At 72.5% G+C, this 23,850-nt stretch carries 27 protein-coding genes and 1 pseudogene; 19 read left to right on the top strand and 9 right to left on the bottom strand.

The features are described 5' to 3' along the window. From ACFYP3_RS34250 to ACFYP3_RS34235, 4 genes and pseudogenes are all read right to left on the bottom strand, one after another. Positions 1 to 213, bottom strand: a pseudogene (locus ACFYP3_RS34250) (sulfate ABC transporter substrate-binding protein); the annotation flags it as partial. Positions 214 to 503: 290 nt separating this feature from the next. After that, positions 504 to 602, bottom strand: coding sequence for a putative leader peptide (locus ACFYP3_RS34245; RefSeq protein WP_388841431.1), 99 nt, complete (start codon positions 600 to 602; stop codon positions 504 to 506). 137 nt (positions 603 to 739) lie between these two features. After that, positions 740 to 1,198, bottom strand: a complete 459-nt coding sequence (locus ACFYP3_RS34240) for an RrF2 family transcriptional regulator (RefSeq protein ID WP_388841428.1) — start codon at positions 1,196 to 1,198, stop codon at positions 740 to 742. A 91-nt stretch (positions 1,199 to 1,289) separates the two neighbouring features. Further along, the gene (locus ACFYP3_RS34235; protein ID WP_388841425.1) at positions 1,290 to 2,495 is read right to left on the bottom strand and encodes an acyl-CoA dehydrogenase; all 1,206 of its coding nucleotides are present in this window, start codon (positions 2,493 to 2,495) and stop codon (positions 1,290 to 1,292) included. A gap of 233 nt (positions 2,496 to 2,728) precedes the next feature. On the opposite strand from ACFYP3_RS34235, the gene ACFYP3_RS34230 reads away from it, so the two are divergent. The 6 genes from ACFYP3_RS34230 (at position 2,729) to ACFYP3_RS34205 (ending at position 8,483) form a co-directional block, all read left to right on the top strand. Further along, on the top strand, positions 2,729 to 2,812 hold the full coding sequence (locus ACFYP3_RS34230) for a putative leader peptide (RefSeq protein ID WP_324617234.1): 84 nt from the start codon (positions 2,729 to 2,731) through the stop codon (positions 2,810 to 2,812). Between the two features lie 222 nt (positions 2,813 to 3,034). Continuing rightward, positions 3,035 to 3,601 carry a winged helix-turn-helix domain-containing protein gene (locus ACFYP3_RS34225; protein ID WP_388841422.1) on the top strand — a complete coding sequence of 189 codons (567 nt, stop codon included), beginning with the start codon at positions 3,035 to 3,037 and terminating at the stop codon, positions 3,599 to 3,601. A gap of 102 nt (positions 3,602 to 3,703) precedes the next feature. Next, positions 3,704 to 4,915 carry an LLM class flavin-dependent oxidoreductase gene (locus tag ACFYP3_RS34220; RefSeq protein ID WP_388841419.1) on the top strand — a complete coding sequence of 404 codons (1,212 nt, stop codon included), beginning with the start codon at positions 3,704 to 3,706 and terminating at the stop codon, positions 4,913 to 4,915. A gap of 21 nt (positions 4,916 to 4,936) precedes the next feature. Continuing rightward, complete coding sequence (locus ACFYP3_RS34215) at positions 4,937 to 6,316, top strand: NtaA/DmoA family FMN-dependent monooxygenase (RefSeq protein ID WP_388841416.1); 1,380 nt, start codon at positions 4,937 to 4,939, stop codon at positions 6,314 to 6,316. Next, on the top strand, positions 6,313 to 7,359 hold the full coding sequence (locus ACFYP3_RS34210) for an LLM class flavin-dependent oxidoreductase (protein ID WP_388841413.1): 1,047 nt from the start codon (positions 6,313 to 6,315) through the stop codon (positions 7,357 to 7,359). Before ACFYP3_RS34215 ends, ACFYP3_RS34210 begins: the two co-directional genes overlap by 4 nt. Before the next feature lie 11 nt (positions 7,360 to 7,370). Beyond that, positions 7,371 to 8,483 (top strand): LLM class flavin-dependent oxidoreductase, encoded by a 1,113-nt coding sequence (locus ACFYP3_RS34205; RefSeq protein WP_388841410.1) that lies wholly within the window; start codon positions 7,371 to 7,373, stop codon positions 8,481 to 8,483. A gap of 18 nt (positions 8,484 to 8,501) precedes the next feature. On the opposite strand, the gene ACFYP3_RS34200 is transcribed toward ACFYP3_RS34205, so the two are convergent. Continuing rightward, entirely contained in the window at positions 8,502 to 9,935 is a 1,434-nt protein-coding gene (locus tag ACFYP3_RS34200; RefSeq protein ID WP_388841407.1) for a glycoside hydrolase family 16 protein, read from the bottom strand. Between the two features lie 255 nt (positions 9,936 to 10,190). Beyond that, entirely contained in the window at positions 10,191 to 10,409 is a 219-nt protein-coding gene (locus tag ACFYP3_RS34195; RefSeq protein WP_388841404.1) for a hypothetical protein, read from the bottom strand. A 401-nt stretch (positions 10,410 to 10,810) separates the two neighbouring features. On the opposite strand from ACFYP3_RS34195, the gene ACFYP3_RS34190 reads away from it, so the two are divergent. After that, entirely contained in the window at positions 10,811 to 11,065 is a 255-nt protein-coding gene (locus tag ACFYP3_RS34190; RefSeq protein WP_388841397.1) for an acyl-CoA carboxylase subunit epsilon, read from the top strand. A gap of 50 nt (positions 11,066 to 11,115) precedes the next feature. Here the strand turns inward: ACFYP3_RS34190 and ACFYP3_RS34185 are convergent, their stop codons facing one another. Next, a complete protein-coding gene (locus ACFYP3_RS34185; protein ID WP_388841394.1) occupies positions 11,116 to 12,753 on the bottom strand; it encodes an FAD-dependent oxidoreductase in 1,638 nt (545 codons plus the stop codon). A 276-nt stretch (positions 12,754 to 13,029) separates the two neighbouring features. Here ACFYP3_RS34185 and ACFYP3_RS34180 point away from each other — a divergent pair, with 276 nt between their 5' ends. The 10 genes from ACFYP3_RS34180 (at position 13,030) to ACFYP3_RS34135 (ending at position 20,828) form a co-directional block, all read left to right on the top strand. After that, positions 13,030 to 14,127: a SchA/CurD-like domain-containing protein gene (locus tag ACFYP3_RS34180; RefSeq protein WP_388841391.1), complete on the top strand. Its 1,098-nt coding sequence runs from the start codon at positions 13,030 to 13,032 to the stop codon at positions 14,125 to 14,127. Positions 14,128 to 14,236: 109 nt separating this feature from the next. Then, positions 14,237 to 14,680, top strand: a complete 444-nt coding sequence (locus ACFYP3_RS34175) for a cupin domain-containing protein (protein ID WP_388841388.1) — start codon at positions 14,237 to 14,239, stop codon at positions 14,678 to 14,680. Further along, positions 14,677 to 15,948: a beta-ketoacyl-[acyl-carrier-protein] synthase family protein gene (locus ACFYP3_RS34170; RefSeq protein ID WP_388841385.1), complete on the top strand. Its 1,272-nt coding sequence runs from the start codon at positions 14,677 to 14,679 to the stop codon at positions 15,946 to 15,948. Before ACFYP3_RS34175 ends, ACFYP3_RS34170 begins: the two co-directional genes overlap by 4 nt. Then, the gene (locus ACFYP3_RS34165) at positions 15,945 to 17,183 is read left to right on the top strand and encodes a beta-ketoacyl synthase N-terminal-like domain-containing protein (protein ID WP_388841382.1); all 1,239 of its coding nucleotides are present in this window, start codon (positions 15,945 to 15,947) and stop codon (positions 17,181 to 17,183) included. Before ACFYP3_RS34170 ends, ACFYP3_RS34165 begins: the two co-directional genes overlap by 4 nt. A gap of 26 nt (positions 17,184 to 17,209) precedes the next feature. Next, positions 17,210 to 17,464 carry an acyl carrier protein gene (locus tag ACFYP3_RS34160; RefSeq protein ID WP_388841380.1) on the top strand — a complete coding sequence of 85 codons (255 nt, stop codon included), beginning with the start codon at positions 17,210 to 17,212 and terminating at the stop codon, positions 17,462 to 17,464. 1 nt (position 17,465) lies between these two features. Next, positions 17,466 to 17,945, top strand: a complete 480-nt coding sequence (locus tag ACFYP3_RS34155; protein ID WP_388841377.1) for an SRPBCC family protein — start codon at positions 17,466 to 17,468, stop codon at positions 17,943 to 17,945. Between the two features lie 20 nt (positions 17,946 to 17,965). Further along, positions 17,966 to 18,307, top strand: coding sequence for a TcmI family type II polyketide cyclase (locus ACFYP3_RS34150; RefSeq protein WP_388841374.1), 342 nt, complete (start codon positions 17,966 to 17,968; stop codon positions 18,305 to 18,307). Positions 18,308 to 18,491: 184 nt separating this feature from the next. After that, positions 18,492 to 19,124 (top strand): NADPH-dependent FMN reductase, encoded by a 633-nt coding sequence (locus ACFYP3_RS34145; protein WP_388841435.1) that lies wholly within the window; start codon positions 18,492 to 18,494, stop codon positions 19,122 to 19,124. A gap of 64 nt (positions 19,125 to 19,188) precedes the next feature. Continuing rightward, entirely contained in the window at positions 19,189 to 20,106 is a 918-nt protein-coding gene (locus ACFYP3_RS34140; RefSeq protein ID WP_030723415.1) for a MurR/RpiR family transcriptional regulator, read from the top strand. 335 nt (positions 20,107 to 20,441) lie between these two features. Continuing rightward, positions 20,442 to 20,828 carry a hypothetical protein gene (locus ACFYP3_RS34135; RefSeq protein ID WP_362813803.1) on the top strand — a complete coding sequence of 129 codons (387 nt, stop codon included), beginning with the start codon at positions 20,442 to 20,444 and terminating at the stop codon, positions 20,826 to 20,828. 34 nt (positions 20,829 to 20,862) lie between these two features. Here ACFYP3_RS34135 and ACFYP3_RS34130 read toward each other — a convergent pair whose 3' ends face one another. After that, on the bottom strand, positions 20,863 to 21,237 hold the full coding sequence (locus tag ACFYP3_RS34130; protein ID WP_388841371.1) for a toxin Doc: 375 nt from the start codon (positions 21,235 to 21,237) through the stop codon (positions 20,863 to 20,865). A gap of 67 nt (positions 21,238 to 21,304) precedes the next feature. Further along, positions 21,305 to 22,147 (bottom strand): serine protease, encoded by an 843-nt coding sequence (locus tag ACFYP3_RS34125; RefSeq protein ID WP_388841368.1) that lies wholly within the window; start codon positions 22,145 to 22,147, stop codon positions 21,305 to 21,307. A gap of 231 nt (positions 22,148 to 22,378) precedes the next feature. On the opposite strand from ACFYP3_RS34125, the gene ACFYP3_RS34120 reads away from it, so the two are divergent. Further along, complete coding sequence (locus ACFYP3_RS34120; RefSeq protein WP_388841365.1) at positions 22,379 to 22,885, top strand: hypothetical protein; 507 nt, start codon at positions 22,379 to 22,381, stop codon at positions 22,883 to 22,885. 44 nt (positions 22,886 to 22,929) lie between these two features. Beyond that, the gene (locus tag ACFYP3_RS34115) at positions 22,930 to 23,178 is read left to right on the top strand and encodes a hypothetical protein (RefSeq protein ID WP_388841362.1); all 249 of its coding nucleotides are present in this window, start codon (positions 22,930 to 22,932) and stop codon (positions 23,176 to 23,178) included. Positions 23,179 to 23,850: the final 672 nt, after the last annotated feature.

Raw genomic sequence — 23,850 nt, 5'->3', positions numbered from 1 at the left:
GACCAGCGCGGTGGCGTGCGTCAGGTTGGGGAAGTAGCCGATCCGCACCTCGGAGGCCGACAGCTTCGCGCCGTCCGTGGCGGCGGCGTTCGCGGGCTTGTCGCCCTCCTCCTTCTTCGCCTCGGAGCCGTAACCGCAGGCGGTGAGCAGCAGGGGAAGCGTCGCGGTGACGGCGATGGCGCGCAGGGTGATGAGCGGTCTTGCGGCAGACACGGAGGTGTCCTTTCACGGGATGGTGTGCAAGGAGGAAGGAGTGAGGAGCGAGGAAGAAGGAGGTGCGGAGAGGGTGGAGCGAGGCCATCGGCACGCACGGAACCGACGTCCGACGCTCGACGCCGGGCGGTGCGCAGGGGTGTCGGACAGCTCGGGCACGGAAGCCGAGCCCGGACGGTGCCCGCCCGCGCTCGACTCCACGCGGTCGGCGTGGTCGGTTGCGTGGCCCGTCCGACGGTGCTCGGTGCTCGGTGGTGACCACACTGGGAGCGGGGCCCGGCGCGGTGCTGTCAGCCGGACTGACAGATGGCGCTGGACGTGCGGAGCAGGTCGATGTGCCGGCGGGAGGTCAGGGGCAGCGTCCGACCTGTGTGATGCAGTGTGCGCACGGCCCACCTCCCTGGATTCCTAGTTTTCCCACCTGGTTGGTAGGCATATTGGCAGAGGCGGCCACCCGCCCCAAGAGGGTGACCGAATGGTGGACGCCCGAATCTCGCTATGCGAGAACGTGCAGGTGGGGGCGGGGTCAGGGATTGGTCCAGGCGCCCGGGGTGTCGGCGAGCGCCGACACGTCCGCGGGCAGGTCCGACGACGCGACGTCGGCGAGGCTCACCCCGTCGAGGATCTCGCGGACGTTGGCACGCAGTGCGATCCACAGGGGGAGCAGTGTCTGGGCGGGGCCGGTGTAGGACAGGTCCGGAGGGCGGACCCCGCGCACCGAGACGAGCGGTCCGTCCACGACGCGGATCACGTCCGCGATGCTGATGGACCGGGCGGGCTTGGCCAGCCGGTAGCCGCCGTTGCCGCCGCGCTGGCTGAGCACGAGACCGCCCCGGCGCATGTCGTTCAGGATGCCCTCGAGGAACTTGTGCGGGATGTCCTGCGCTTCGGCGATGGCCTCAGCTTTCACGGGCCCGTCATCCTGCGACGCGGCAAGCTGCAGTGCGGCACGTACCGCGTAGTCCGCCCTGGCTGAGATCCGCATACGGACATTATCTTGCATGGATTCGGCCGGTGTCCCCTCGCGGCCGGCCAGCCGCCGGGCGGCGGGCGGCGGGCGGCGCCTCGGGCTCGCGTCAGCGGAAGGCCGCCACCACAGGGTGGGATCCGTTGAGGTAGTGCTCGCCGATGGAACGCAGGCGGTGGGCGGCGGGGCGGTGGGCCGTCAGGACCCGCGCGTTGCGCCAGAACCGGTCCAGGCCGGGCGCGTCGGCGAGTTCCAGCACCCGGGCCGTGATGCGCAGGGCCGCCTTCGACGTCACGGTCTCGGCCGTCGCGACCAGGGCCGCGACGCTCGCGGCCCGCTCCGCGTCGAGGTGCGGACCCGTGTCGAGGGCCCGCGCCATCACGTCCGTCGCCCGGTCGACCACGGCGGTCGCCGTCTGCGCGGCCGAGGCGAGCTCCCCGTACGTCAGGAACAGGTCCGGGTCCTCGCCGGGCAGTCGGTGCGCGCGGCCGCCCCTGCTCAGGTCGCGCGCCTCGGTGAGGGCGCCCTCCGCGATGCCGAGGCCGACGTGACACAGGGCGAGCCGGAGCGCGGGCTCCGCGAGCGCGGTGAAGGGCGCGGTCGACTCCTCGTCGTGCGGCCGGCGCCCCAGCACCTGGCCGGGCGTGATGGCGACCCGGTCCAGGACGACCTCGCCCGCGCCGGCGACGCGCTGCCCGAGGCGGTCGTGGGCGGACTCGACGCTCACGCCCCGTGCGCCCGGGGGGATCCGTACGACCAGGACGTCACCGGTCGCCGGGCACACGGCGTCGACCACGATCTGGTCGGCCGCGGCCACCGCCGTGTCCACGGACCGGCGACCGCTCAGCACGTAGCCGGGGGCGCGCCGCCCCAGCGTGAGCTCCGGTGCGTCGCCGTCGTCCTGGGGTGCGGGAGCGCGCACCGCACCGGTCCACAGCCACTGCTCGCCCACCGACTCCTCTTCGAGGGCGGTCGCGTGGTCGAGGCTCGCGTAGAAGCGCCCGCTCCAGGTGTGCACGTAGTGGCGGGCGAGAACGTCGCCGACGGAGCTGTCCGCCGCGGCGATCTCCCGGATGACGGCGCATCCGGTGCGCCAGTCCGTCCCGCGGTCGGGCCCGGGCGGGGTGAGGGCCGCCGGCAGGCCCGCCTCGCGCAGCCGGGCCGTCTCGTCGGCCGGCGGCTTGCCCGCCTGGTCGCGGGCGATGGCGTCCGCGGCGAGGTCGTCCGCCACGTCGCGGGCGGTGCGCAGGAGCGTGCGGCGCTGCTCGTCGACGGACCGGCGGCCGGTGGTGTCAAGGGCGAGGGTGGTCGTCATGTCGGCTACTCCGGAACGTTGTTGGGTGGCGCCGACCGGCCGCTTCACCGAATCCCCACCTTTCCCATCGGATTGATAGGGATGGTCGCCCGAAGCCGCCTGCCGGGCAAGAGCATGACCGAATGGCGGACACTTCCTTCTCGACATGGGAGACCGTGCAGGTCGGAGCCGTTTCCTAGTCAATTGATAGGGAAGTATTGACGCGCACCCGCCATGCACCTCACGATGTGACCATGTCCCCGTCGCAGCCGTTGCTCGTACGCCGCAGGCACGTTGACCTCCGTCGCGTCGCCAGCGCGGTCTGCCGACCCGTCTAAGGGCTTCTCCGACAGGGCATTCGCTCGACGTGCGCCGGTGTTCCGGCCGCCGCTCCTCTCCGTGCGCCGCACTTTCCCGTGACCCCGGCCCCCGAGCCGTACGGGTCCCCCCGGCGTGCGCCGCACCGGCGCTCCCGCCGGATCCGTCACGGAGACCCCTGCCCCGTCGTCGCCCGACACCCGGCGTCCGTACCTCGTTCCGAGCAGCCGAAGGGGCTCACCGTGACCACCGCACTTCCCGCACCGGTACCCGCCACCGCCGTCCGCCGTGCCCCGGCCCCGCGCCTCCAACTGGTCGGCGACCGGCCACCCGCCGTCCCCGCCGACGGGATCGGCGTCGGCCGCGTCGCCTACCTCGTGTTCCTGCCGGCGGACGTCGACCCCGTCGCGGTGATGACCGCGCACGGCATCCGCCCGGAGATCCATCCCCTCGACACCAGGACGCTCCCGGCACCCGAGCCGGCACCGGCAGCCCCGCACTCCGCCCCCGCCCGGCCCGACGACGCCGTCCGGATCGACCACGCGCGCCGGCTGGCCGAGGTCGACGGACGCGAACTGGACCTCACCTACCTGGAGTTCGACCTCCTGGCCCACCTGGTGGCCCATCCGTACACGGTCCACAGACGTGACGCCCTCATCTCGGACATCTGGGGGTACGGACACATCGGCGACGGCCGTACGGTCGACGTCCACGTGGCCAGGCTGCGCCGCAAGCTCGGCCCCGCCCACCGGGGTCGCATCTCCACCGTGCGCCGCGTCGGTTACAAGTACGTTCCCGACAGCCGCTAGCCCCGGCACCGGGCCGCTTCCCCGCCCCCTCCCACGCCCCCGTATTCGTGACGCGCATCGGCCTCTTCCTCCGCCCGGCCGATCAGGAAGGCGTACTTCGACGTGCCCTCATCCACGCCCGCACCCGCGTTCCCCTCCGCATCCGCATCCGCCGCCCCGCTCCACCTGGCCGTCGCGCTCGACGGCGCCGGCCGGCACCCGGCCGCCTGGCGCGAGCCGGGCGCCCGGCCCGGTGAGATCTTCACCGCCCGCTACTGGGCCGACGCCGTGGCCGAGGCCGAAGCCGGACTGCTCGACTTCGTCTCCTTCGAGGACTCCCTCACCCTCCAGTCGTCCTCGCCCGAGGGGCCCGACGGACGCACGGACCGGGTCCGGGGGCGGCTGGACGCGGTGCTCACCGCCGCACGGGTCGCACCGCTGACCCGGCACATCGGCCTGGTCCCGGCAGTGACGGCCACCCACACCGAGCCCTTCCACATCTCCAAGGCGATCGCCACCCTCGACCACGTGAGCCGCGGCCGCGCCGGCCTGTGGATCCAGGTGTCCGGACTCCTCCACGAGACACGGCACTTCGGCCGCCGGCCGGTCCCGCTCCCGGAGGCGGAGTCCTACGCGGAGGCCGCCGACCACGTCGAGGTGATCCGACGGCTGTGGGACAGCTGGGACGACGACGCGGAGATCCGGGACGTGGCCACGGGCCGGTTCGTCGACCGCGACAAGCTGCACTACATCGACTTCGAGGGCCGTCACTTCAGTGTGCGCGGGCCGTCGATCACCCCGCGCCCGCCGCAGGGGCAGCCCGTCGTCGGCGCCTGCGCCGACGGCGAAGCCTCGTACGCGCTCGTCGCCCGGTCCACGGACATCGGGTACGTGGCCGCGCACGACGGGGACGGTACGAGGGCCGCCGTCGAGGCGATCCGGCGGGCCCGGGAGGCGACCGGGCTCACCCCGCGGCCCCCGCACCTGTTCGGGGACCTCACCGTGTTCCTCGACGAGGACGCCCCGGCGGCCGTCGCCCGTCTGGAACGTCTGGACGCGCTCGCGGGTGCCTCGTACGGCGACGGCGGCGCGGTCTTCACCGGCAGCCCCGGGCAGCTGGCGGACCTGCTCCTGGAACGCCGGGAGACGGGCCTGTCGGGCTTCCTCCTGCGGCCCGGGGTGATCGCCCACGACCTGCCAGCGATCACCCGGGGGCTGGTACCGGAGCTCCAGCGGCGCGGGGTCTTCCGCCGGGCGTACGAGGCGGACACCCTGCGCGGACTGCTGGGCCTGGAACGCCCGGCCGGCCGCTACGCCGCCCACCCCGCCGCCTGAGCCCGGACCGGAAGGACCGTCATGAGCAGCAAGCCGCTCAAGCAGATCCACCTCGCAGCCCACTTCCCGGGCGTCAACAACACCACCGTGTGGAGCGATCCGGCGGCCGGCAGCCACATCGACTTCGACTCGTTCGTCCACTTCGCGCGGACCGCCGAACGCGCCAAGTTCGACTTCCTCTTCCTCGCCGAGGGGCTGAGACTGCGCGAACAGGGCGGCCGGATCTACGACTTGGACGTGGTCGGCCGCCCCGACACCTTCACGGTGCTCGCCGCGCTGGCGGCGGTCACCGAGCGCCTCGGGCTGACCGGCACCATCAACTCCACCTTCAACGAACCCTACGAGGTGGCCCGCCAGTTCGCCTCGCTCGACCACCTGTCCGAGGGCCGGGCCGCCTGGAACGTCGTCACCTCCTGGGACGCCTTCACCGGCGAGAACTTCCGACGCGGCGGGTTCCTGCCGCGCGAGGAGCGCTACTCCCGGGCCAAGGAGTTCCTCGCCACCGCCACCGAGCTGTTCGACTCCTGGGACGGCTCCGAGATCCTCGCCGACGCCGGATCGGGCGCCTTCCTGCGGGACGCGCGGGCCGGGGCCTTCGCCCACCGGGGGCAGCACTTCGACATCGAGGGCCACTTCAACGTGCCGCGCAGCCCGCAGGGCCGGCCGGTGATCTTCCAGGCGGGCGACTCCGACGAGGGCCGCGAGTTCGCCGCCGCCGGCGCCGACGCGATCTTCGGCCGGTACGGGACGCTCGACGCGGGCCGGGAGTTCTACGCCGACGTCAAGCGCCGCCTCCCCAAGTACGGCCGCACACCCGACCAGTTGAAGATCCTGCCCGCGGCCACCTTCGTCCTCGGAGACACCGACGCCGAGGCCCGCGAGACGGCCCACGAGGTGCGCCGCCTCCAGGTCAGCGGACAGACCGCGATCAAGTTCCTGGAGCACGTCTGGAACCGGGACCTGTCCGGCTACGACCCCGACGGCCCGCTCCCCGACGTCGACCCCGTGGTCGGGGAGAACACCATCGCCCTCGGACGGGCGAGCGTCCGGGACTTCCGCGACCCGCTCGCCACCGCACGGCAGTGGCGCGCACTCGCCGAGGCCAAGAACCTGTCGATCCGCGAGCTCGTCATCTCCACCACGGCCGACCAGACCTTCGTCGGCTCCGCCACCACCGTCGCCGCCCAGATCGACACACTGGTGCAGGCGGACGCGGCCGACGGCTTCATCCTCGTCCCCCACATCACCCCCGGCGGCCTGGACGTCTTCGCCGACACCGTCGTCCCGCTCCTCCAGGAGCGGGGGGTTTTCCGCACCGAGTACGCGGGCACCACCCTGCGCGACCACCTCGGGCTCGCGGTGCCGCAGCCGGCTCCCGACCCGCAGGCCGCGCGCTCATGAGGTTCCTGGCCATCACCCTCATCACGGACTCCGCGGATCCGGTGACGGGCGCGCCCACCCCCACCCGTGAGCGGTTCCGCGAGGTGGTCGCCGCCGCACTGCTCGCGGAGGAGCTCGGCTTCGACGGCTTCGGTGTCGGCGAGCGCCACGAACGGCCCTTCCTGTCGTCCTCGCCGCCCGTGGTGCTCAGCCACATCGCCGCGCTGACCCGCCGCATCCGGCTGTTCACGGCCGTGACCACCCTGAGCCTGCTCGACCCGGTGCGGGCGTACGAGGACTACGCGACGCTCGACCACCTCTGCGACGGCCGCCTGGAATTGATGATCGGCAAGGGCAACGGCACCGCCCAGCGCGAACTGTTCCACGTGACCCCCGAGGACCAGTGGGAGCGCAACGCCGAGGCCTACGAGCTGTTCCGGCGGATCTGGCGGGAGGACAAGGTGAGCGCCGAGCCGCGCTTCCGCCCCGCCCTGGCCGGCGCCGAGGTGCTGCCGAGACCCTTCCAACCGGCCCTGCGGGTCTGGCACGGCAGTGCGACCAGCCGGGAGTCCGTCGATCTCGCGGCGCGTTACGGGGACCCGCTCTTCTCGGCGAACGTCACGCACCCGATCGGCCCGTACGCCGAGCTGGTGCGCCACTACCGGGAGCGCTGGGAGCACTACGGGCACGACCCCGCGCACGCCGTCGTCGGCGCGGGGACGGCCGGCTACCACGCGGCCCCCACGTCGCAGCAGGCGGTGGCGGCGTACCGGCCCGCTTTCGCCCGGTACCTCGCCTTCCACGCGCAGCAGGGGCCGGCTCCCGTCTTCCCGACGCTGGAGGACTTCGTCGAGCGGAGCTCGGCACTGGTCGGCAGCCCCCAGCAGGTGATCGAGAAGGTCCACCGCTACCACGAGGCCTTCGGCCACACCGTCCTGCACCTCCAGGCGGAGCCGGGCGGGCTCACCCCCGCGCAGCACCAGGCCTCCCTCGAACTCTTCCAGTCGCAGATCGCCCCGGTGCTGCGCCGCGAGATCCCCGACCCTTCCTTTCCCGACCTGTAAGGAGCCCGGCCATGTCCGGCATCCCCCTCGGGGTCCTCGACCTCGTCCCGGTCCCGTCCGGTGCCACGGCGGCCGAGGCCCTGCACCACAGCATCGACCTGGCCCGGCAGACGGAGGGCTTCGGCTACGCCCGCTACTGGTTCGCGGAGCACCACCTCAACCCGGGGGTCGCCGGGACCTCCCCGGCGGTCGTCCTCGCCCTGACCGCCTCCGCGACCTCGACCATCCGCCTCGGCTCCGGCGCCGTCCAGCTCGGGCACCGCACCGCCCTGTCCACGGTCGAGGAGTTCGGGCTGATCGACGCACTGCACCCCGGGCGCCTCGACCTGGGCCTCGGGCGCTCGGCGGGCCGGCCGCAGTCGGGGGCTTCGCAGGACCCTCCCTTCGAGGGGTACACCCCGAACGGACTGCGCATCCCCGCCCGGTTCTCCTTCGCGCACCTGCTGGGTCATCCGCGGGTCGCGCTCCAGCAGAAGCTGCTGAACCTGCCCGGTGCGCGGCCCCAGGACTACGCCGAGCAGATCGACGACGTCCTCGCGCTGCTGCGGGGCGACTACCGCTCCCCGGAGGGGGTGGAGGCGCACGCCGTCCCCGGTGAGGGGGCCGACGTACAGGTGTGGATCCTGGGCAGCAGCGGAGGAGTCAGTGCGGAGACCGCGGGCCGCAACGGGCTGCGGTTCGCGGCCAATTACCACGTGAGCCCCGCGTCGGTGCTGGAGGCGGCCGAGGGCTACCGGGCCGCCTTCAAGCCCTCGGCCGAGCTGGACCGGCCGTACCTGACGGTCTCCGCCGACGTCGTCGTCGCCGAGGACGAGGCGACCGCCCGCGAACTGGCCGCCGGATACGCGCCCTGGGTGCGCAGCATCCGTACCGCCGAGGGCGCCATCCCCTTCCCCACGCCCGCCGAGGCGCGCGCCCTGCCCTGGACGGAGGCGGACCGGGAACTCGTCGCCGATCGTGTGGAGACCCGGTTCGTCGGCTCGGCGCGGACCGTCGCCGATCACCTGGAGCGGCTCCAGGAGGCCACGGGGGCCGACGAGTTGCTGATCACCACGATCACGCACGACCACGCGGACCGGGTCCGCTCCTACCGGCTGCTGGCCGAGGAGTGGCGCAGTCGCTGACGGCTCCCGGCGATCGGCTCAGTGCCCGAAGTCGAACCAGTTGACGTTCACGAAGTCGGCCGGCTGGCCGCTGGTGAAGGTCAGGTAGACGTCGTGCGTGCCGGTGACCGCGGCGATGTTCGCCGGGACCGTGCGCCAGCTCTGCCACCCGCCGGTGCCCGCGATCGAGAAGCTGCCGACCGGCGCCGAGGTACGGCTGTCGAGACGCACCTCGACGAGCCCGCTGACCCCGCCGGCCGCGCCGCTCGCCACGCGTCCGTAGAACTGCTTCGCCGGTGCGGCGCCGAAGTCGACGCCCCTGAACAGGGCCCAGTCGCCGTTGCCGAGCGATGCGAGGTTCTCGCCGCCGCCGGAGTCCGTGGTGCTCTCCCGGGTCACCCCCGCCTGGCCGTCGTACGACTCGGCCTGGATCGCGGCGTATGCGTCACGGTTGCCGGCCGGCGGGGTGGTCGGGGGCGTCGTGGGCGGGGTGGTCGGGGGAGTGGTGGGCGGGGTCGTGCCGCCGGTCGAGCGCAGGACGGACACGTAGTCGACGACCATGGCGTGGCCGGGCTGGGTGCCCGCGTCGGGTCCGCCGCCGAAGGCGTCGGGGAAACCGCCGCCCATGGCGACGTTCAGGATGATGAAGTAGCCGTGGTTCGTGGCGTTGGTCCAGGTGGTCGCGTCCACCTGGTTCGCCCGTACGGTGTGGAAGTTGACTCCGTCGACGTAGAAGCGCATCTCCTCGACCGCGGTCGCGCGGTCCCACTCGACGGCGTAGGTGTGGAAGCCGCCCTGGCAGCTCGTGCCCGGGCACACCTGCTGGCCGCCGATGCCGGACGTCTCGTTGCAGGGTCCGCCGGGGCTCGTGCCGCAGTGCACGGTGGCCCAGACGTTGTTGATGCCCTGGACGTTCTCCAGGATGTCGATCTCACCGATGCCCGGCCAGTTCCACCAGTTGCCGCGGTACGGGGCTCCGAGCATCCAGAACGCCGGCCAGTAGCCCTTGGCCGCCGGGCCCGTGACGTTCGGCATCTGGATGCGCGCCTCGGTGCGGAGCGTGCCGCCGGCCGGGGGCTGGAAGTCGGACCGTTTGGTTTCGATCCGGCCCGACGTCCATTTGCCGGCCGCGTCCCGCCGCGGCGTGATGCGCAGGTTGCCCGCGCCGTCGAGGGAGACGTTGGACGGGTCGGCGGTCATCGTCTCGATCTCGCCGGTGCCGAAGTTGGCGGGGCCGCCGGGGTAGCCGGTACCGGTGGTGTACTGCCAGTCGGCGGTGTTCACCCCGGACCCCGCGGCTCCGTCGAAGTCGTCCAGGAACACCCGGGACCAGCCGGCCGGGGTGGGGGGAGCGGCGGCGCTCGCGGGGAGCGCCACGCCGGCGGCGGCCGCCGCGACCAAGGTGATCGTGCCGAGCGCTGCCAGGACGGCCCGCCGGACCGTCGGTCGTGTCCTGCCGGATATCTCACGCATGGGTGCCCTCTCTGAAGCGCTATGAGGCGCGGTGCGGGGGGAAGAGCGTGGTCACCGTCTTGAGAGCGCTCTCAGAACGGCGCCGCTGGACACTGTGGCTCCCCGCCCTCGCGGCGTCAAGAGATTGAACCGGGAAAGCGCTTGCGTACAGGGGGAGTTCAAAAGGTGAACGCATGCGTCGTCGGCGGCCGCCGAGGGGCCGCCGGCGGTGCATGCGGCGTACGGAGCTCACCCGTGCGGCCCAACCCGCCCCGCTCAGAAGGGCGGACCGAGCACCTCCTCCGCCCCCGGCAGGTCGTGGACGTCGACCGCCGTCCCGGTCAGGGGCAACAGCCCGGCCAGCGGGCATTCCCCGGGCATCTCGTGGTCGACCTCCCACTGGCCGGCGGTGTTCCCACCGGAGTGGTCCGTGATGCAGACGGCGTACAGCCGTCCGGCGCAGCCCCGGCACAACAGGGGCCCGTGGCCGCTCACGACAGGCCCCGCGGCGCCGCGGCCGCGCGGGCGGCCCGCCCCGGACCGCACGCCCCAGGACCGCACGCCCCAGGACCGCCCGCCCCCGGACCGCCCGCCCCAGGACCGCACGCCCCAGGACCGCCCGCCCCCGGACCGCCCGCCCCAGGACCGCGCGTACGTCGACCGCACGCGCCCCGTCCGCGCGTTCCCGGCGTGCCGGGTCCGCCGCGCGCTTGTAGCGTCGGTCGCGACAGGGCTCCCGGTGATCCGACAGGAGTCCGCAGGCCGGTTCGCGCACGCGGAACACGTCCCGTCAGCGTGCCGAGCCACCCGTGTGCCGCCCGTGTCGGCGCCGATCCGGTCCGCCCCTCGTGCCGCGGCCGGGCGCACGCGCAGCCCCCGTGAGAGAGGCCGTGCCGATGTCGAACGATGTCCCGATAGCGAGCCTGCTGCGTGTGGAGAGGGGCGTCGCCGCCCCGGAGGAACTGGCCGCGCTGGCGGTCGTCATCGCGTGCTACGCGCACCGGAACTCCCTTGACCGCGCCCCTGACCGGGGCGGAGACCGGACCCGCGCCCGCGGTGCGGCGGGCGGCGGGGTCGGCGCCGAAAGCGGCCGCCGTCGGGCCGTCCGGCCCGACCCCGGCTGCTGGGCGGGCTGCTGGGCCTGCCGCTGAACCCCTTCCGCCCGCCGCGTGCACGGCCGGCGGAAGGGGGGACGAAGTGGTCACGCCCGGCGCAGCACCGTCGAGAGGACCTCGTGCAGCGTCGCCCGGGGGTCGGCGACCGCGCCCTCCGAGCGCCAGGCCACGAACCCGTCCGGCCGAACGAGCACCGCGCCTTCGGCGCTCATCGCGTGGACCTCGCTCCAGTCGCAGCCGCCGCCGTCCTGGACCAGGTCGGCGGTCGGCCCGGAGCCGATGGTGTACGCGTCCAGCCGTACCGGGAGCTCCTCGGCCACCTGCTCCGCGGCCGCCCGCCACGGCGAGCCGACGCCGCTGAGCAGCACGAAGGAGCGCTCGTAGAGGTCCAGTGTGGAGATCCGCTCACCCGCCCGCGTCAGCCACATGTGCGGGGCCCGGGTCCCGGTGTCCCCGACCATGTGCAACCCCTCCGGGATGACGGGCCGGCCGGGGTCGCCGCCGACGAGCGCGCCGCTCGGGTAGCAGTAGCCCATGGCCGTGGTGAGCACCCCGCTGCCCGGCCCGCCGCCCATGGTGGGCGGGGGCGCGTACCCCGGGTGGCTGTGCTCCGCCGAACGGGCCGAGGCCCGCTCGCTGGTGGCCCTGGCCACCGGTAGCCGCTCGGCCTCGTACGTCTCGAGCAGGCCCATCCCGGCCGAACCGTCCAGCACCGCGGCGATCTTCCACGCCAGGTTGTGCGCGTCCTGGATGCCCGTGTTGGAGCCGAAGGCACCGGTGGGGGACATCTCGTGGGCCGCGTCCCCGGCGAGGAACACCCGACCGGACGAGTACCGCTCCGCCACCCGTTCGGCGGCATGCCACGGCGCCTTGCCGCCGATCTCCACGTCCAGGTCGGGTACGCCGATCGCGTCGCGGATCTGGTCCACGCACCGCTCGTCGGTGAAGTCCTCCAGGGTCTCGCCGTGCTCCGGGTGCCACGGGGCGTGGAAGACCCACTGGGTCTTGTTGTCCACCGGCAGCAGGGCCCCGTCCGCCCCGGGGCGCATCAGGTAGCAGACGATGAACCGCAGGTCGCCCAGCACCTGGACGAGGCGCTCCGAGCGGAAGGTGACGCTGACGTTGTGGAACAGCTCGCCGTTACCCGTCTGGGGGATCCGCAGCTGTTCTCTCACGGGGCTGCGCGGCCCGTCGGCCGCGATCAGGAAGTCCGCACGCACCGTGCTGTGCTCGCCCGTCAACCGGTCCTTCACCACGGCGTTCACTCCGGTGGCGTCCTGGTCGAAGCTCATCAGTTCGGTGGAGAACCGCACGTCCGCGCCCTGCGCACGGCTCTGTTCGGCCAGTACCGGCTCGATGTTGTTCTGGCTGCACAGGCACCAGCCGGTCGGGCTGAAACGGGCGATCGCCCCCGACGGATCGATCGACTTGATCAGCCAGTTGTGGTCGCTGCGGTCGGTCAGTGACCGGGCCTGCAGAATGCCCTGAATGCCCTCCAGTACGGACGCCGCCCGGCGGATCGCGCGCTCCGCCCCTGCCGTGCGGAACAGCTCCATCGTCCGGGCGTTGATGCCGCGGCCTCGCGGGTGCGGGGACGTACCGGAGTGCTTCTCGACGAGCAGGTGCCTCACTCCGTGGCGGCTCAGGAAAAGCGAGGTGGACAGGCCCACGAGGGAGCCGCCCACGACGAGAACCGGTACGCGAACATCGGCGTTGTCTTCCATCAGCTGCGGGCTCCTGTTTTCTGTGTGGGGGAGTGGAGTCTTTATGCCCCCGATCCGGGATCAGGCCCAGTTGATTCGCCGCTTGTCACCCGCTTGATCCGGACATGTAGCGGTACGTCGCCACCCGGATGACGATGAGCGACAGCGGCTCCCCCTGAGACGCGCCGGCCTGCCCGTTCCCCATGGAGGCGGCCGCCGGCCCGGGCGGACGCCACCGGTGACGGACGAGGGGTCCGTACGCGATGGATCTCCACCCCCTCATGAAGGAGTGAGTAGATGACAACCACCCTGTCCGAACGGGTGTCGCAGTCAGCCTTCGACGGCTCCATGCTCCGGGTCGTCCTGCTGATGGATCTCCACGAGGGGACCCAGCAGCGGTTCTTCGAGGCGTACGAGCAGCTCCGCCACGACATCGCGTCGGTCCCGGGCCACATCAGCGACCAGCTGTGCCAATCCTTCGAGGACCCCTCGCAGTGGCTCATCACCAGCGAGTGGGAGAGCGCCCCGCAGTACCTCGCATGGGTCAACAGCGAGCACCACGCCGAACAGGTGAAGCCGCTGGGCGCCTGCGCGCGCAACATGCGCCCGCTCAAGTTCACCGTCCTGCGGGAGACCGGCCGCGGCTACGACCAGGCGGCCCGCCCGACCACGGCGCGCCTGCAGACCACGCCCCGGCTCGGCGCCGGAATCGTGCGCCACGCCCTCACCTTCACCGTCAAGCCGGGCAGCGAGAAGGAGGTCGCGGCCATCCTCTCCAGCTACGCCTCCCCGGCGGCCCGCGTCGATGCCCACACCCGCCTGTGCCGCACCTCGCTCTTCATGCACGGCAACCGGGTCGTGCGAACGGTGGAGGTCCAGGGCGACCTGGTGACGGCCCTGCGCCACGTCTCGGAACAGCCCGAGGTGCGCGCCGTGGAGGAGGCCATCAACCCCTACCTCGAACAGGACCGGAACCTGAACGACCCGGAGTCCGCGCGCATGTTCTTCATGCGGGCCGCGCTCCCGGCGGTCCACCACATCGCCGCGACGGAGGCCGACCCCGCCGACGTGGAGCGGCACGCGCTGTTCTACCCCGCCAAGCCCGGCTGCGGCGCGGCCCTCGCCAAGTTCCTCGCCCGGCAGGACGAGGCGGCCGCGCACCGCCCGGAGAGCCCCGTACGGAGCAGCAGCATCTTCCAGCGTGACGACATCGTCGTCCGCCTCATCGACGTGCGCGGCCCGCTCGACGCCCAGCCCGACGTCACCTTCGGCGTCGCGGGCCCCCGCAAGGCGGCCGTGCTCGCCCGGCTGACGGCCGTGCCCGGCGGGCGCGTTCGCCCCGAGCACCACACCATGAACCTGATCACCGACCGCCGGGCACCCGCGCAGTCCTGACCCCGCCGGGGAATCCATCCGGAGCACCCCCTCTCCACCCCCTCGCTCCACCCCGGGCCTCGACCCCATCCCCGTCCAGGCTCTCCCCACACGCCAGGAGGAACCCGCCATGACCCAACAGCGCCCACGCATCGTGGACCTCAGCGAGACGCCGCCCAACCGCCGGCGCGGCGGCGATCTGAGGGCCGTGCTCACCCCGACGTCGGTGGGCTCCACCAGCGGCTTCATGGGCATGGCGATCATGGCCCCCGGGGAATCCATCGCCGAGCACTACCACCCGTACTCCGAGGAGTTCGTGTACGTGGTCGCCGGCCGGCTGGAGGTCGACCTCGACGGCGAGGCCCACCCGCTGCGCACCGACCAGGGCCTGCTCGTCCCCCTCAACGTCCGCCACCGCTTCCGCAACGTCGGGGACGTCGAGGCCCGCATGGTCTTCCACCTCGGCCCGCTCGCCCCGCGCCCCGAACTGGGCCACGTCGACACCGAAGAGGCCCCGCACCCGGAGAGCACCGCCTGGGAGCAGCCTCCGGACCGAACGGGAGTGGTCTCGTGACCCCCCGGCGGGTGGCCGTCACCGGAGTCGGCGTCGTCGCGCCCGGCGGGATCGGCGTGCGCGACTTCTGGGACCTGCTGTCCAACGGGCGGACGGCGACGCGGGGCATCAGCCTTTTCGACCCGACGGGGTTCCGCTCCCGGATAGCCGCGGAGGTCGACTTCGACCCCGCCGAGCACGGCCTCGGCGAGGGCGAAGCGGCCCGGGCGGACCGGTACATCCAGTTCGCCCTCGTCGCCGCCCGTGAGGCCGTACGCGACGCGGCACTCGACCTCGACGCGGACGAGGCCTGGCGGACCGGCGTCTCCCTCGGCACGGCCGTCGGAGGCACCACCCGTCTGGAGCACGACTACGTCGCCGTGAGCCAGTCCGGCTCCTGGTGGGACGTGGACCACAAACTGGCCGGCCCCTACCTGCACCGCGCGTTCACCCCCGCCACCCTCGCCTCCGCCGTGGCGGAGGAGGTCGGGGCGCGGGGCCCGGTACAGACGGTCTCCACCGGCTGCACGTCGGGACTCGACGCCATCGGGTACGCCGTCCACTCCATCGCGGAGGGCCGGATGGACGTCTGCATCGCAGGCGCCTCCGACTCACCCATATCGCCCATCACCGTGGCCTGTTTCGACGCCATCAAGGCCACCTCGCCGAACAACGACGACCCGGCCCACGCCTCCCGGCCGTTCGACGCCGATCGCGACGGGTTCGTCCTCGGCGAAGGCGGCGCCGTCCTGGTACTCGAAGAGCTGGAACACGCCCGCGCCCGCGGTGCGACCGTCTACTGCGAGATCGGCGGCTACGCCACCTTCGGCAACGCCCACCACATGACGGGCCTGACCGCCGAGGGCCTGGAGATGGCCCGCGCCATCGAAACCGCCCTGGCCCAGGCCGGAGTCGCCGCCGACCAGATCGACTACGTCAACGCGCACGGCTCCGGAACCAAGCAGAACGACCGGCACGAGACCGCGGCGGTCAAGCGGGTCCTGGGCGACCACGCCTACAAGACGCCGATGACCTCCATCAAGTCCATGGTCGGTCACTCCCTCGGCGCCATCGGCGCCATCGAACTCGCGGCCTGCGTACTCGCCATGACCCACCAGGTGGTGCCGCCGACCGCGAACTACGAGACACCCGACCCCGAATGCGACCTGGACTACGTGCCCCGCGTCGCCCGCGGCCGGAAACTGCGCAACGTGCTCTCCGTGGGCAGCGGCTTCGGCGGCTTCCAGTCCGCCGTCGTCATGACCCGGCCGAAGGAGGAGGTCTCGTGACCAGCCGTACGGTCATCACGGGCATCGGGGTCATCGCCCCCAACGGCGTGGGCGCGGCCGCCTTCTGGAAGGCGACCCAGTCCGGACTCAGCGTGCTCGACCGCGTCACCCGGGCCGGCTGCGAGCACCTGCCGCTGCGCGTCGCTGGCGAGGTCCGGGGCTTCGACCCCGGCGCCATGGTCGAGGACCGCTTCCTCGTCCAGACCGACCGCTTCACCCACCACGCACTGGCCGCCGCGGACCTCGCCCTGGAGGACGCCCGGCTCGGCCGGGCCGACTACGAGGGAGATCCCTTCTCCGTCGGCGTCGTCACCGCCGCCGGCTCCGGCGGCGGCGAGTTCGGCCAGCGCGAGCTCCAGCACCTCTGGGAACAGGGGCCGCGCTTCGTGGGCCCGTACCAGTCGATCGCCTGGTTCTACGCCGCCAGCACCGGCCAGATCTCCATCCGCCGCGGGCTGAAGGGCCCCTGCGGGGTCGTGTGCAGCGACGAGGCGGGCGGGCTGGACGCCTTCGCGCACGCCGTCCGCGCGATCCGCCAGGGCAGCCGGGCCATGCTGGTCGGGGCGACGGAGGCGCCGCTGGCGCCGTACTCCATCGTCTGCCAGCTGGGGTACGAGGGGCTCAGCACCTCGGACGACCCCGAGCGCGCCTACCGGCCGTTCACCGACAAGGCCTGCGGATTCGTCCCCGCCGAGGGCGGCGCGATGTTCGTCGTCGAGGACGAGGAGGAGGCCGGCCGCCGCGGTGCCACGGTCCGGGCCGTCCTGGCCGGCCACGCCGCGACCTTCACCGGCACCCAGCGGCGGGACGCCTCCGGCGAGGGACTGGCCCACGCCATCCGGGGCGCGCTCCGGGAGGCCGACTGCGCGCCGGAGGAGATCGACGTGGTCTTCGCCGACGCGCTGGGAACCGCGGAGGCGGACGCGGCCGAGGCCGCGGCCCTCACCGCCGCCCTCGGCGCGTACGGACGGAAGGTGCCGGTGACGGCCCCCAAGTCCGGTACGGGCAGGGCGTACTGCGCCGCGCCCGCCCTCGACACGGCGGCCGCGGTCCTGGCCCTGGAGCACGACGTCGTCCCGCCGACCCCGAACGTCTACGACGTGTGCCACGACCTCGACGTGGTGACCGGCAGCGCCCGCCCCGCGGAGCTGCGCACCGCGCTCGTGCTGAGCCGGGGGCAGATGGGGTCGAACTCCGCGCTGGTCCTGCGCAAGGGCGCGTCGGCGACCGCGTAGCCGCCTCGTAGGAAGGGAGAACCCAGATGTCCGACCGACTGACCCTGGAGGAGCTGGCGGTGCTGATGAAGACCGCCGGCATCACCGTCGATCCCGCCGAGATGGCACGCCGTCCGGACTCCGCCTTCGAGGAGTACGGCCTCGATTCGCTGGGCCTGCTCCGCATCGTCGGCGAACTGGAGAACCGGCGCGGGCGGGCCCTGCCCACCCACGCCGACCGCTGCAAGACCCCCGGGGAATTCCTCGACCTCGTCAACAACAGCCTGATGACCGGAGCCTGACATGCCTGGACACACCGAGAACGAGATCACCGTCAACGCGCCCGTGGACGTCGTGTGGGAGATGACCAACGACCTCCCGAACTGGCCGCAGCTGTTCAGCGAGTACGCCTCGCTGGAGATCCTCGACCAGGAGGGCGACACCACTCGGTTCCGCCTGACCATGCACCCCGACGAGAACGGCAAGGTCTGGAGCTGGGTCTCGGAGCGGACCCTCGACCGCAAGAACCTCACGGTCCGGGCCCGGCGCGTGGAAACGGGTCCCTTCGCGCACATGGACATCCACTGGCAGTACTTCAAGGTGCCGGGCGGCACCCGGATGAAGTGGACCCAGGACTTCGCGATGAAGCCGGACGCCCCCGTCGACGACGTGTGGATGACCGACAACATCAACCGCAACTCCCCGATCCAGATGGCTCTCATCCGGGACAAGATCGAGCAGCGCGAGCGCGAGAACCGCACTCCCGCCGTCAGCCGTATCTGAGACGAAAGGCAGGCACCCGGATGGACCAGCCGCACCGCGCCCTCATCGTCGCCCGCATGGCCCCGGGGTCGGCGCCCGACATCGCCGAGCTCTTCGCCGGCTCCGACGCGGGCGAACTGCCGCACCTCGTAGGCATCAAGCGCCGCAGCCTCTTCCAGTTCGGCGACGTCTACCTGCACCTGATCGAGTCGGACCGGCCGCCCGGCCCGGCCATCGCGAAGGTCACCGACCACCCCGAGTTCCGGGACCTCAGCGACCGGCTCACCGCCTACATCAGCCCGCACAACCCGGAGACCTGGCGCAGTCCGAAGGACGCGATGGCCCACGAGTTCTACCGCTGGGAGAACCCCGGCGCGAAGTGACCCGGCGGCCCGGACGGGACCCGCACACCGGTGTGTGCGGGTCCCGCCGCGCGTGGCCGGTCCACGAGTCCGTTCCGGCGTCCGGAGCGGCCGACGACAGGGAGAGGGCATGAACCCGACAGACACCGACCACTTCCCGGCGGACCCGGCCCGCCCGCACGCGGAAGCGTTCTCCCGTTCCCCGCTGCGCGTGCTCGTGCTGTCCGGGTCCTCGCGCACCGGCTCGGTCAACGCCCGCCTCGCGTCGCTGGCGGCCTCCCTGGTGACCAGGGCCGGAGCCGTCGCGGACGTCGCCACGCTCGCCGACTTCCCCATGCCGCTGTACGACGGCGACGCGGAGGCCGACGAGGGCGTACCGCCGGGCGCCCTGGCCCTGTGCGAGCGCCTGGACGCCGCGCAGGCGCTGATGATCGCCTCGCCCGAGTACAACGCCTCCCTCCCGGGCGCGCTGAAGAACGCCATCGACTGGGCGTCGCGCCGCCGCCCGCAGCCCTTCAAGGACAAGCAGACCCTGCTCCTCTCGGCCTCGCCCTCGATGGTCGGCGGCAACCGCGGGCTGTGGGCCCTGCGGGTCCCGCTGGAGCACCTCGGAGCCCGCGTCTACCCCGACATGTTCAGCCTGGCCAACGCCCACCACGCGTTCTCCGAGAACGGCGCCCTCGCCGACCGGGGCCTCGCCGAGCGGCTGACCTCGACGATCGGCTCCTTCCTGGCCCTCACCGAGGCGGACACGCGCTACGTGCACCTGCGGCACTGCTGGTACGAGTTCCTCGGCGACCGCACCGACGCCCCCGTCACCGCCCGGGCCGAGGACTGATCATCAACGACCACGGGGCGTGAGCTATGTTGGAACGCGAGTGACGTGAGAAGGAGGCCCTCCGGTGTCATCGGGGCAGCAGGCACGAGCGCAGGCGGCCGCGATCAAGCCGAGCGGCCAGTCGTCGGAAGAGGTCCGCCCCCCGGCCGACCGGCTCCTCGCCCTGTTCGACGGACGGCGCCTCTCGCCGGGCCAGCGCCGCATCGCCCAGTACCTGATCGACCACCTCACCGAGGCCGCCTTCCTGTCGATCACCGAGCTCGCCGAGCGGGTGGGCGTGAGCCAGCCCTCCGTGACCCGCTTCGCCTCCTCCCTCGGCTTCAGCGGCTACCCGGCCCTGCGCGACGTGCTCCAGCCGATCGCGCTGAGCGCGGTCGCCGGAGCCACGGACACCCGCGAGCAGATCCGCCGCAACGAACTCCAGGCGGCCGTGGACGCCGAGATCGAGAACCTGGAGAACGTGCGCCGGCTCCTCGCCGACACCAACCAGGTGCTGGACATCGGGCGCGAGCTGGCCGCCTCGGTACCGCTGACCGTCCTCGGGCTGCGCATCTCGGTCTCCCTGGCGGAGTACTTCGCGTACGCGGCCCGGCGCATCCACCCCGACGTCCGGCTGGTGACCCGCGGCGGCAGCGTCGCCTTCGACGCGCTGCTCCAGTCCAGGGCGGCCGGCGGCACCTGGGTGCTCGCCTTCGCCATGCCGCGGCACGCCAAGGAGACCCTGGCCGCTATCCGGGCCGCCCGCAGCACGGGGCTGCGCGTGGTCCTGATCACGGACCCCACCCTGGGTCCGCTGGTGGACGAGGCGGACGTGGCCCTGACGGCGGGGACCGGCTCCCGCCTGGTCTTCGACTCGTACGCGGCGCCCGGCATGCTCTCCGCGGCCCTCCTCCAGTCGATGGCGGACGCGGATCCCGAGCGGACGCAGGCGCGCCTGGAGGACTACGAGCAGGTCGCCCACCACCACGGTTTTTTCCTGTAGGGCGTTTCGTACCGATCGGGGTGCCCCCTCGCCCGCTCCACCAGGGGATATTCAGCCCTCGACGTGCATGAAATTTTTCATACTCTTGCTTACTCGACGGTATATATGTTTACTGACGACGGCGCTCCGGATCCACCAGATGCCAAGGAGGACGACCCCACGTCTTCCCGAACGCACGCACGGCACGACGAACCTCCTCACGTCGCGGCCGCGCGGTCGAGTCCAGGCTTTCGGATCCCGCAGAGCGCCCATGGCGGCCTCGGTCAACCCCTGGGCCGAGGCCGCCCCCCAGAACGTCTCGATCAGAGCTTCGACACCATTCGGAAGTGACGAGAATGCCCCAGACGGCCACGTTTACGCTCAGCCCGGACTGGCCCTTGCAGGTCAAGGCGCCCGGAACGCACGACTGGGAGCGCACGGCCACGCGCTGGCTGCGGGACCTGCTTCCGGCCCGCTACGGCGGCTACCTTACGCTCACCCGCCACCACGCGCTCCTGGCCCGCCACGTCCAGCTCCAGCTGCAGCACGAGATGCGCGCCGTACGGGCGGCCCTGCAGACCAGCCGGGCCGAGCTGCCCACGATGGGCATAGCCGAGACGGTCATCGAGAACTCGATCAGGATGTACGCCCTGGAGCTCGAGCAGCTGGGCCGGCTCGCCCGCGGCGCGCGGCTGGTCTCCGACGCGCTCCTCGTGGGCACGCCCGCCCAGCGCAGGCGCTGACGGCCGGGCCCGGGTCCGGCGGCCCCGCCCGGGGTCAGGCCGGCTGCCAGGACCGCAGCCGAGCCGCCACGTCGTATACGCTCACGCGGAGCATCCGGACGTCGGTGATCAGGTCGCGCCACTGCTCGTAGGAGGCCTCGACGGCCGCGCCGGAGGCCTCGATGTACGCGACGGCGACCCCGTAGGCGAAGTACTCGTTGGAGTCGGGCAGCGGCCGGAGCAGGACGATCGCGTCGAGCAGGGCGGCCGCGCGCCAGTAGGCGTCGGGGTCGTCCACTTCCAGGCTCGGCGTGTTCACCCGGTGCCGGGCGACGGCGGCGACCAGGGCGGAGTGGTCGGCCACCTCCACGTCCTTGAACAGCGCCTCCTGCCGCTCCAGCAGCCAGCGGTGATCGATGTGCAGTTCCACGCGTCCGAGTATCCCCGCCCGGAGCCCGGCCGTGGGGCTTTTCGGGACGGGCGGGGACGTACTGCGGTTACGGCTTCGGCAGCAGGCAGCCGGGGCGGCTCAGGTCGATCTTGTTGCCGGGGGCGATGCAGGGGACGATGATGTACGTCTCCTGGGCGTAGTTGATGCCCTGGCGGACCGTCACGTTGCCGTTCTCGTCGACCTCGCACGGGTTGTTCTCGGTGCAGCGCCCGCCGTCCTCGTTGCCCGTGTTGTTGACGGCCACGACCTTGCCGGTCGTCGTGTCGATCACCGGCGAGCCGGAGGTGCCGCCGATGGTGTTGCACGACGAGGTGTAGCGGACCGAGTCCTTCCAGGTCCAGTCGCCCTCCTTGAGGCGGTAGGCGAAGCCGTCCACGTTGCAGCTGTAGATCCGCTTCCAGTAGCCGGACACCACCTTGATCGCCGAACCCTGCGTCGGGCGCACGTCGTTCAGCGTCAGCGCGGAGATGCCGTACTGGCTCTGGATCTGCGCGTAGGTCTTGGTGAGCTGGTAGATCGAGACGTCCGTGTCGGTCATCGTCCCGTACGCGATCTTGCTGGCCCGCAGGGTCGCGACCTTCGAGCCCGCCGCGTTGAGCAGGGAGAAGGAGCGCGAGGACGGCCGGTCCTTGACGACCTCGCCGGCGGCCGGGAACCCGGTCTCCAGGCAGTGCCCGTTGGACAGGACGAGCGCGGGGTCGTTCGGCTGGGAGGCGGGCGCGCGGACGACGGAGCCGGAACAGTTGCTGAGCGCCACGGTGCCGGCGTAGTTGACGGCGACGGCGGTCGCCGCGGGCGCGGCCTGGTTGTTCGGCGCGGCGACGGCCGGGGCCACTGCTGCTCCCATCAGGAACAGCGAGAGTAAGGCACCGGCGAGAGGCTTCTTCATGTGGGGGTTCCCCTCTGATGACAATGCGACCGAAGATCCTTCGGTTGTCATGTGCATTGTTGAGACACTTGGCTCAAGTCACAAGAGGGCATGGGGAGTTGCCGCCACGGCCGGGGGAGGGCTCCCGGGCGGCCCCGAAGCCTTCCGGATCTGACCGCCGCAGGGGTGTTCCGCAGCGGACGCTTTGCCTCCTACGGTCTGTGCACCATGGGTTCCGGATCGGGAGGCAGCGTGAAGCGCGAGATCGACATCGACCAGCTGGTGACGGCGATGAAGGCGGTCGACGAGGCGGGGCGGCTCTTCGAGGAGGCCCGCGCCGTGTACGAGGCGCGCGGCCTCAAGCGGAACAGCGACGACTTCAAGGTCGCGGGCGGCTCGGTCCAGACACTGCAGGGCGCCGAGGAGATGGCCCTCGGGACCCGCAGGTTCCTCACGGAGCTGGCGCTGGTCGTCGGCTACGCGACCGCCGGCTTCGAGGAACGCGTGGGCGGGAGGTCGGCTACGGCCCGCACCGGCTTCTCCGGGATCTCCGGCGGCGGCGCCCGGATGGCCCGCCCCCTGCTCGACCCGACCCTGCGGGGGCTGCGGCTGCTGCTGGCCGTCGACTTCTTCGAGCCCGTCTTCAAGGCCGAGATAGAAGCGGTCCTCCTGGCCGAAAAGGCGACCTACCCCGATCCCTCGACCTTCCGCATCCCCGCGGCGGCGGACGGCGCCGCCCCGGTCGGCCGTACGTCCTGAGCCCCCGGGGTGCCGGGCCGCCGCCCGGGGGCGAGGCTGGGGGTATGCGTCATGCGCCCGTCGTCGTACACCGGATCTTCCCCTCGGGAGGCCGGCAGGTGACCCTGCGGACCGCGAGCGGAGAACAGTCCCTCGGGCTGGCCCACTCGGACGAGGACGTCATCGAGTTCCTCAGGCGGGCCGGCATGCCGGACCCCGACGACGTGGTCCTCGGCGGCACCGAACTGGTGGAGTGGGCCGCGGACACCCCCCACGTGTACGAGGCCGACCCCCCGACGGAGGACCTCCCGTGACGCAGCGGCTCCCGCCTGGGGACACGGCCGCCTGCGCGACGAGGCCATACCGGCGCAGCCCAACCCGCGGGTCCCCGCGCCTCAACCGCCGACGGGGCTGAGTTAGCGCGGCGGGCGGCTCAAAGCCCGGGGCTCCGCCCCGCACCCCGCGCCTCAATCGCCGGCGGGGCTGAATTGGTGCGGCGGAGCCGGATGGTTCAGCGAGGCTGGACGGTGCGGCTTACAGCCCGGGGCTCCGCCCCGCACCCCGCGCCTCAAACGCCGGCGGGGCTGAGTCGGTGCGGCGGAGCCGGATGGTGCAGCGAGGCTGGACGGTGCGGCTTACAGATCGGGGCTCCGCCCCGGACCCCGCGCCTCAATCGCCGGCGGGGCTGAGTTGGTGCGGCGGAGCCGGATGGTTCAGCGAGGCTGGACGGTGCGGCTTACAGATCGGGGCTCCGCCCCGGACCCCGCGCCTCAATCGCCGGCGGGGCTGGATTTGTGCGGCCCAGCTGAATATGTGAGGTCCGGCTGGATGGTGCGTCGGCACTGGGTAGCAGGCGGGTCGGGTGGGGTGGGGGTGGGTGTGTGTCGGGGCGATCCCCGCAGGGCGTCGAACGCACTGCCGCCGAGGTGTCCGACCTCTCGTCACGTTCGGCGCCCGAGGAGACGCCCCGGCGCGCGCCCGCCCCC

The sequence above is a fragment of the Streptomyces sp. NPDC005533 genome (genome assembly GCF_042871845.1).
GTDB lineage: Bacteria > Actinomycetota > Actinomycetes > Streptomycetales > Streptomycetaceae > Streptomyces.
Note: the sequence above shows the minus strand (reverse complement) of the source record. Positions and strands in the feature narration are given on the sequence as shown.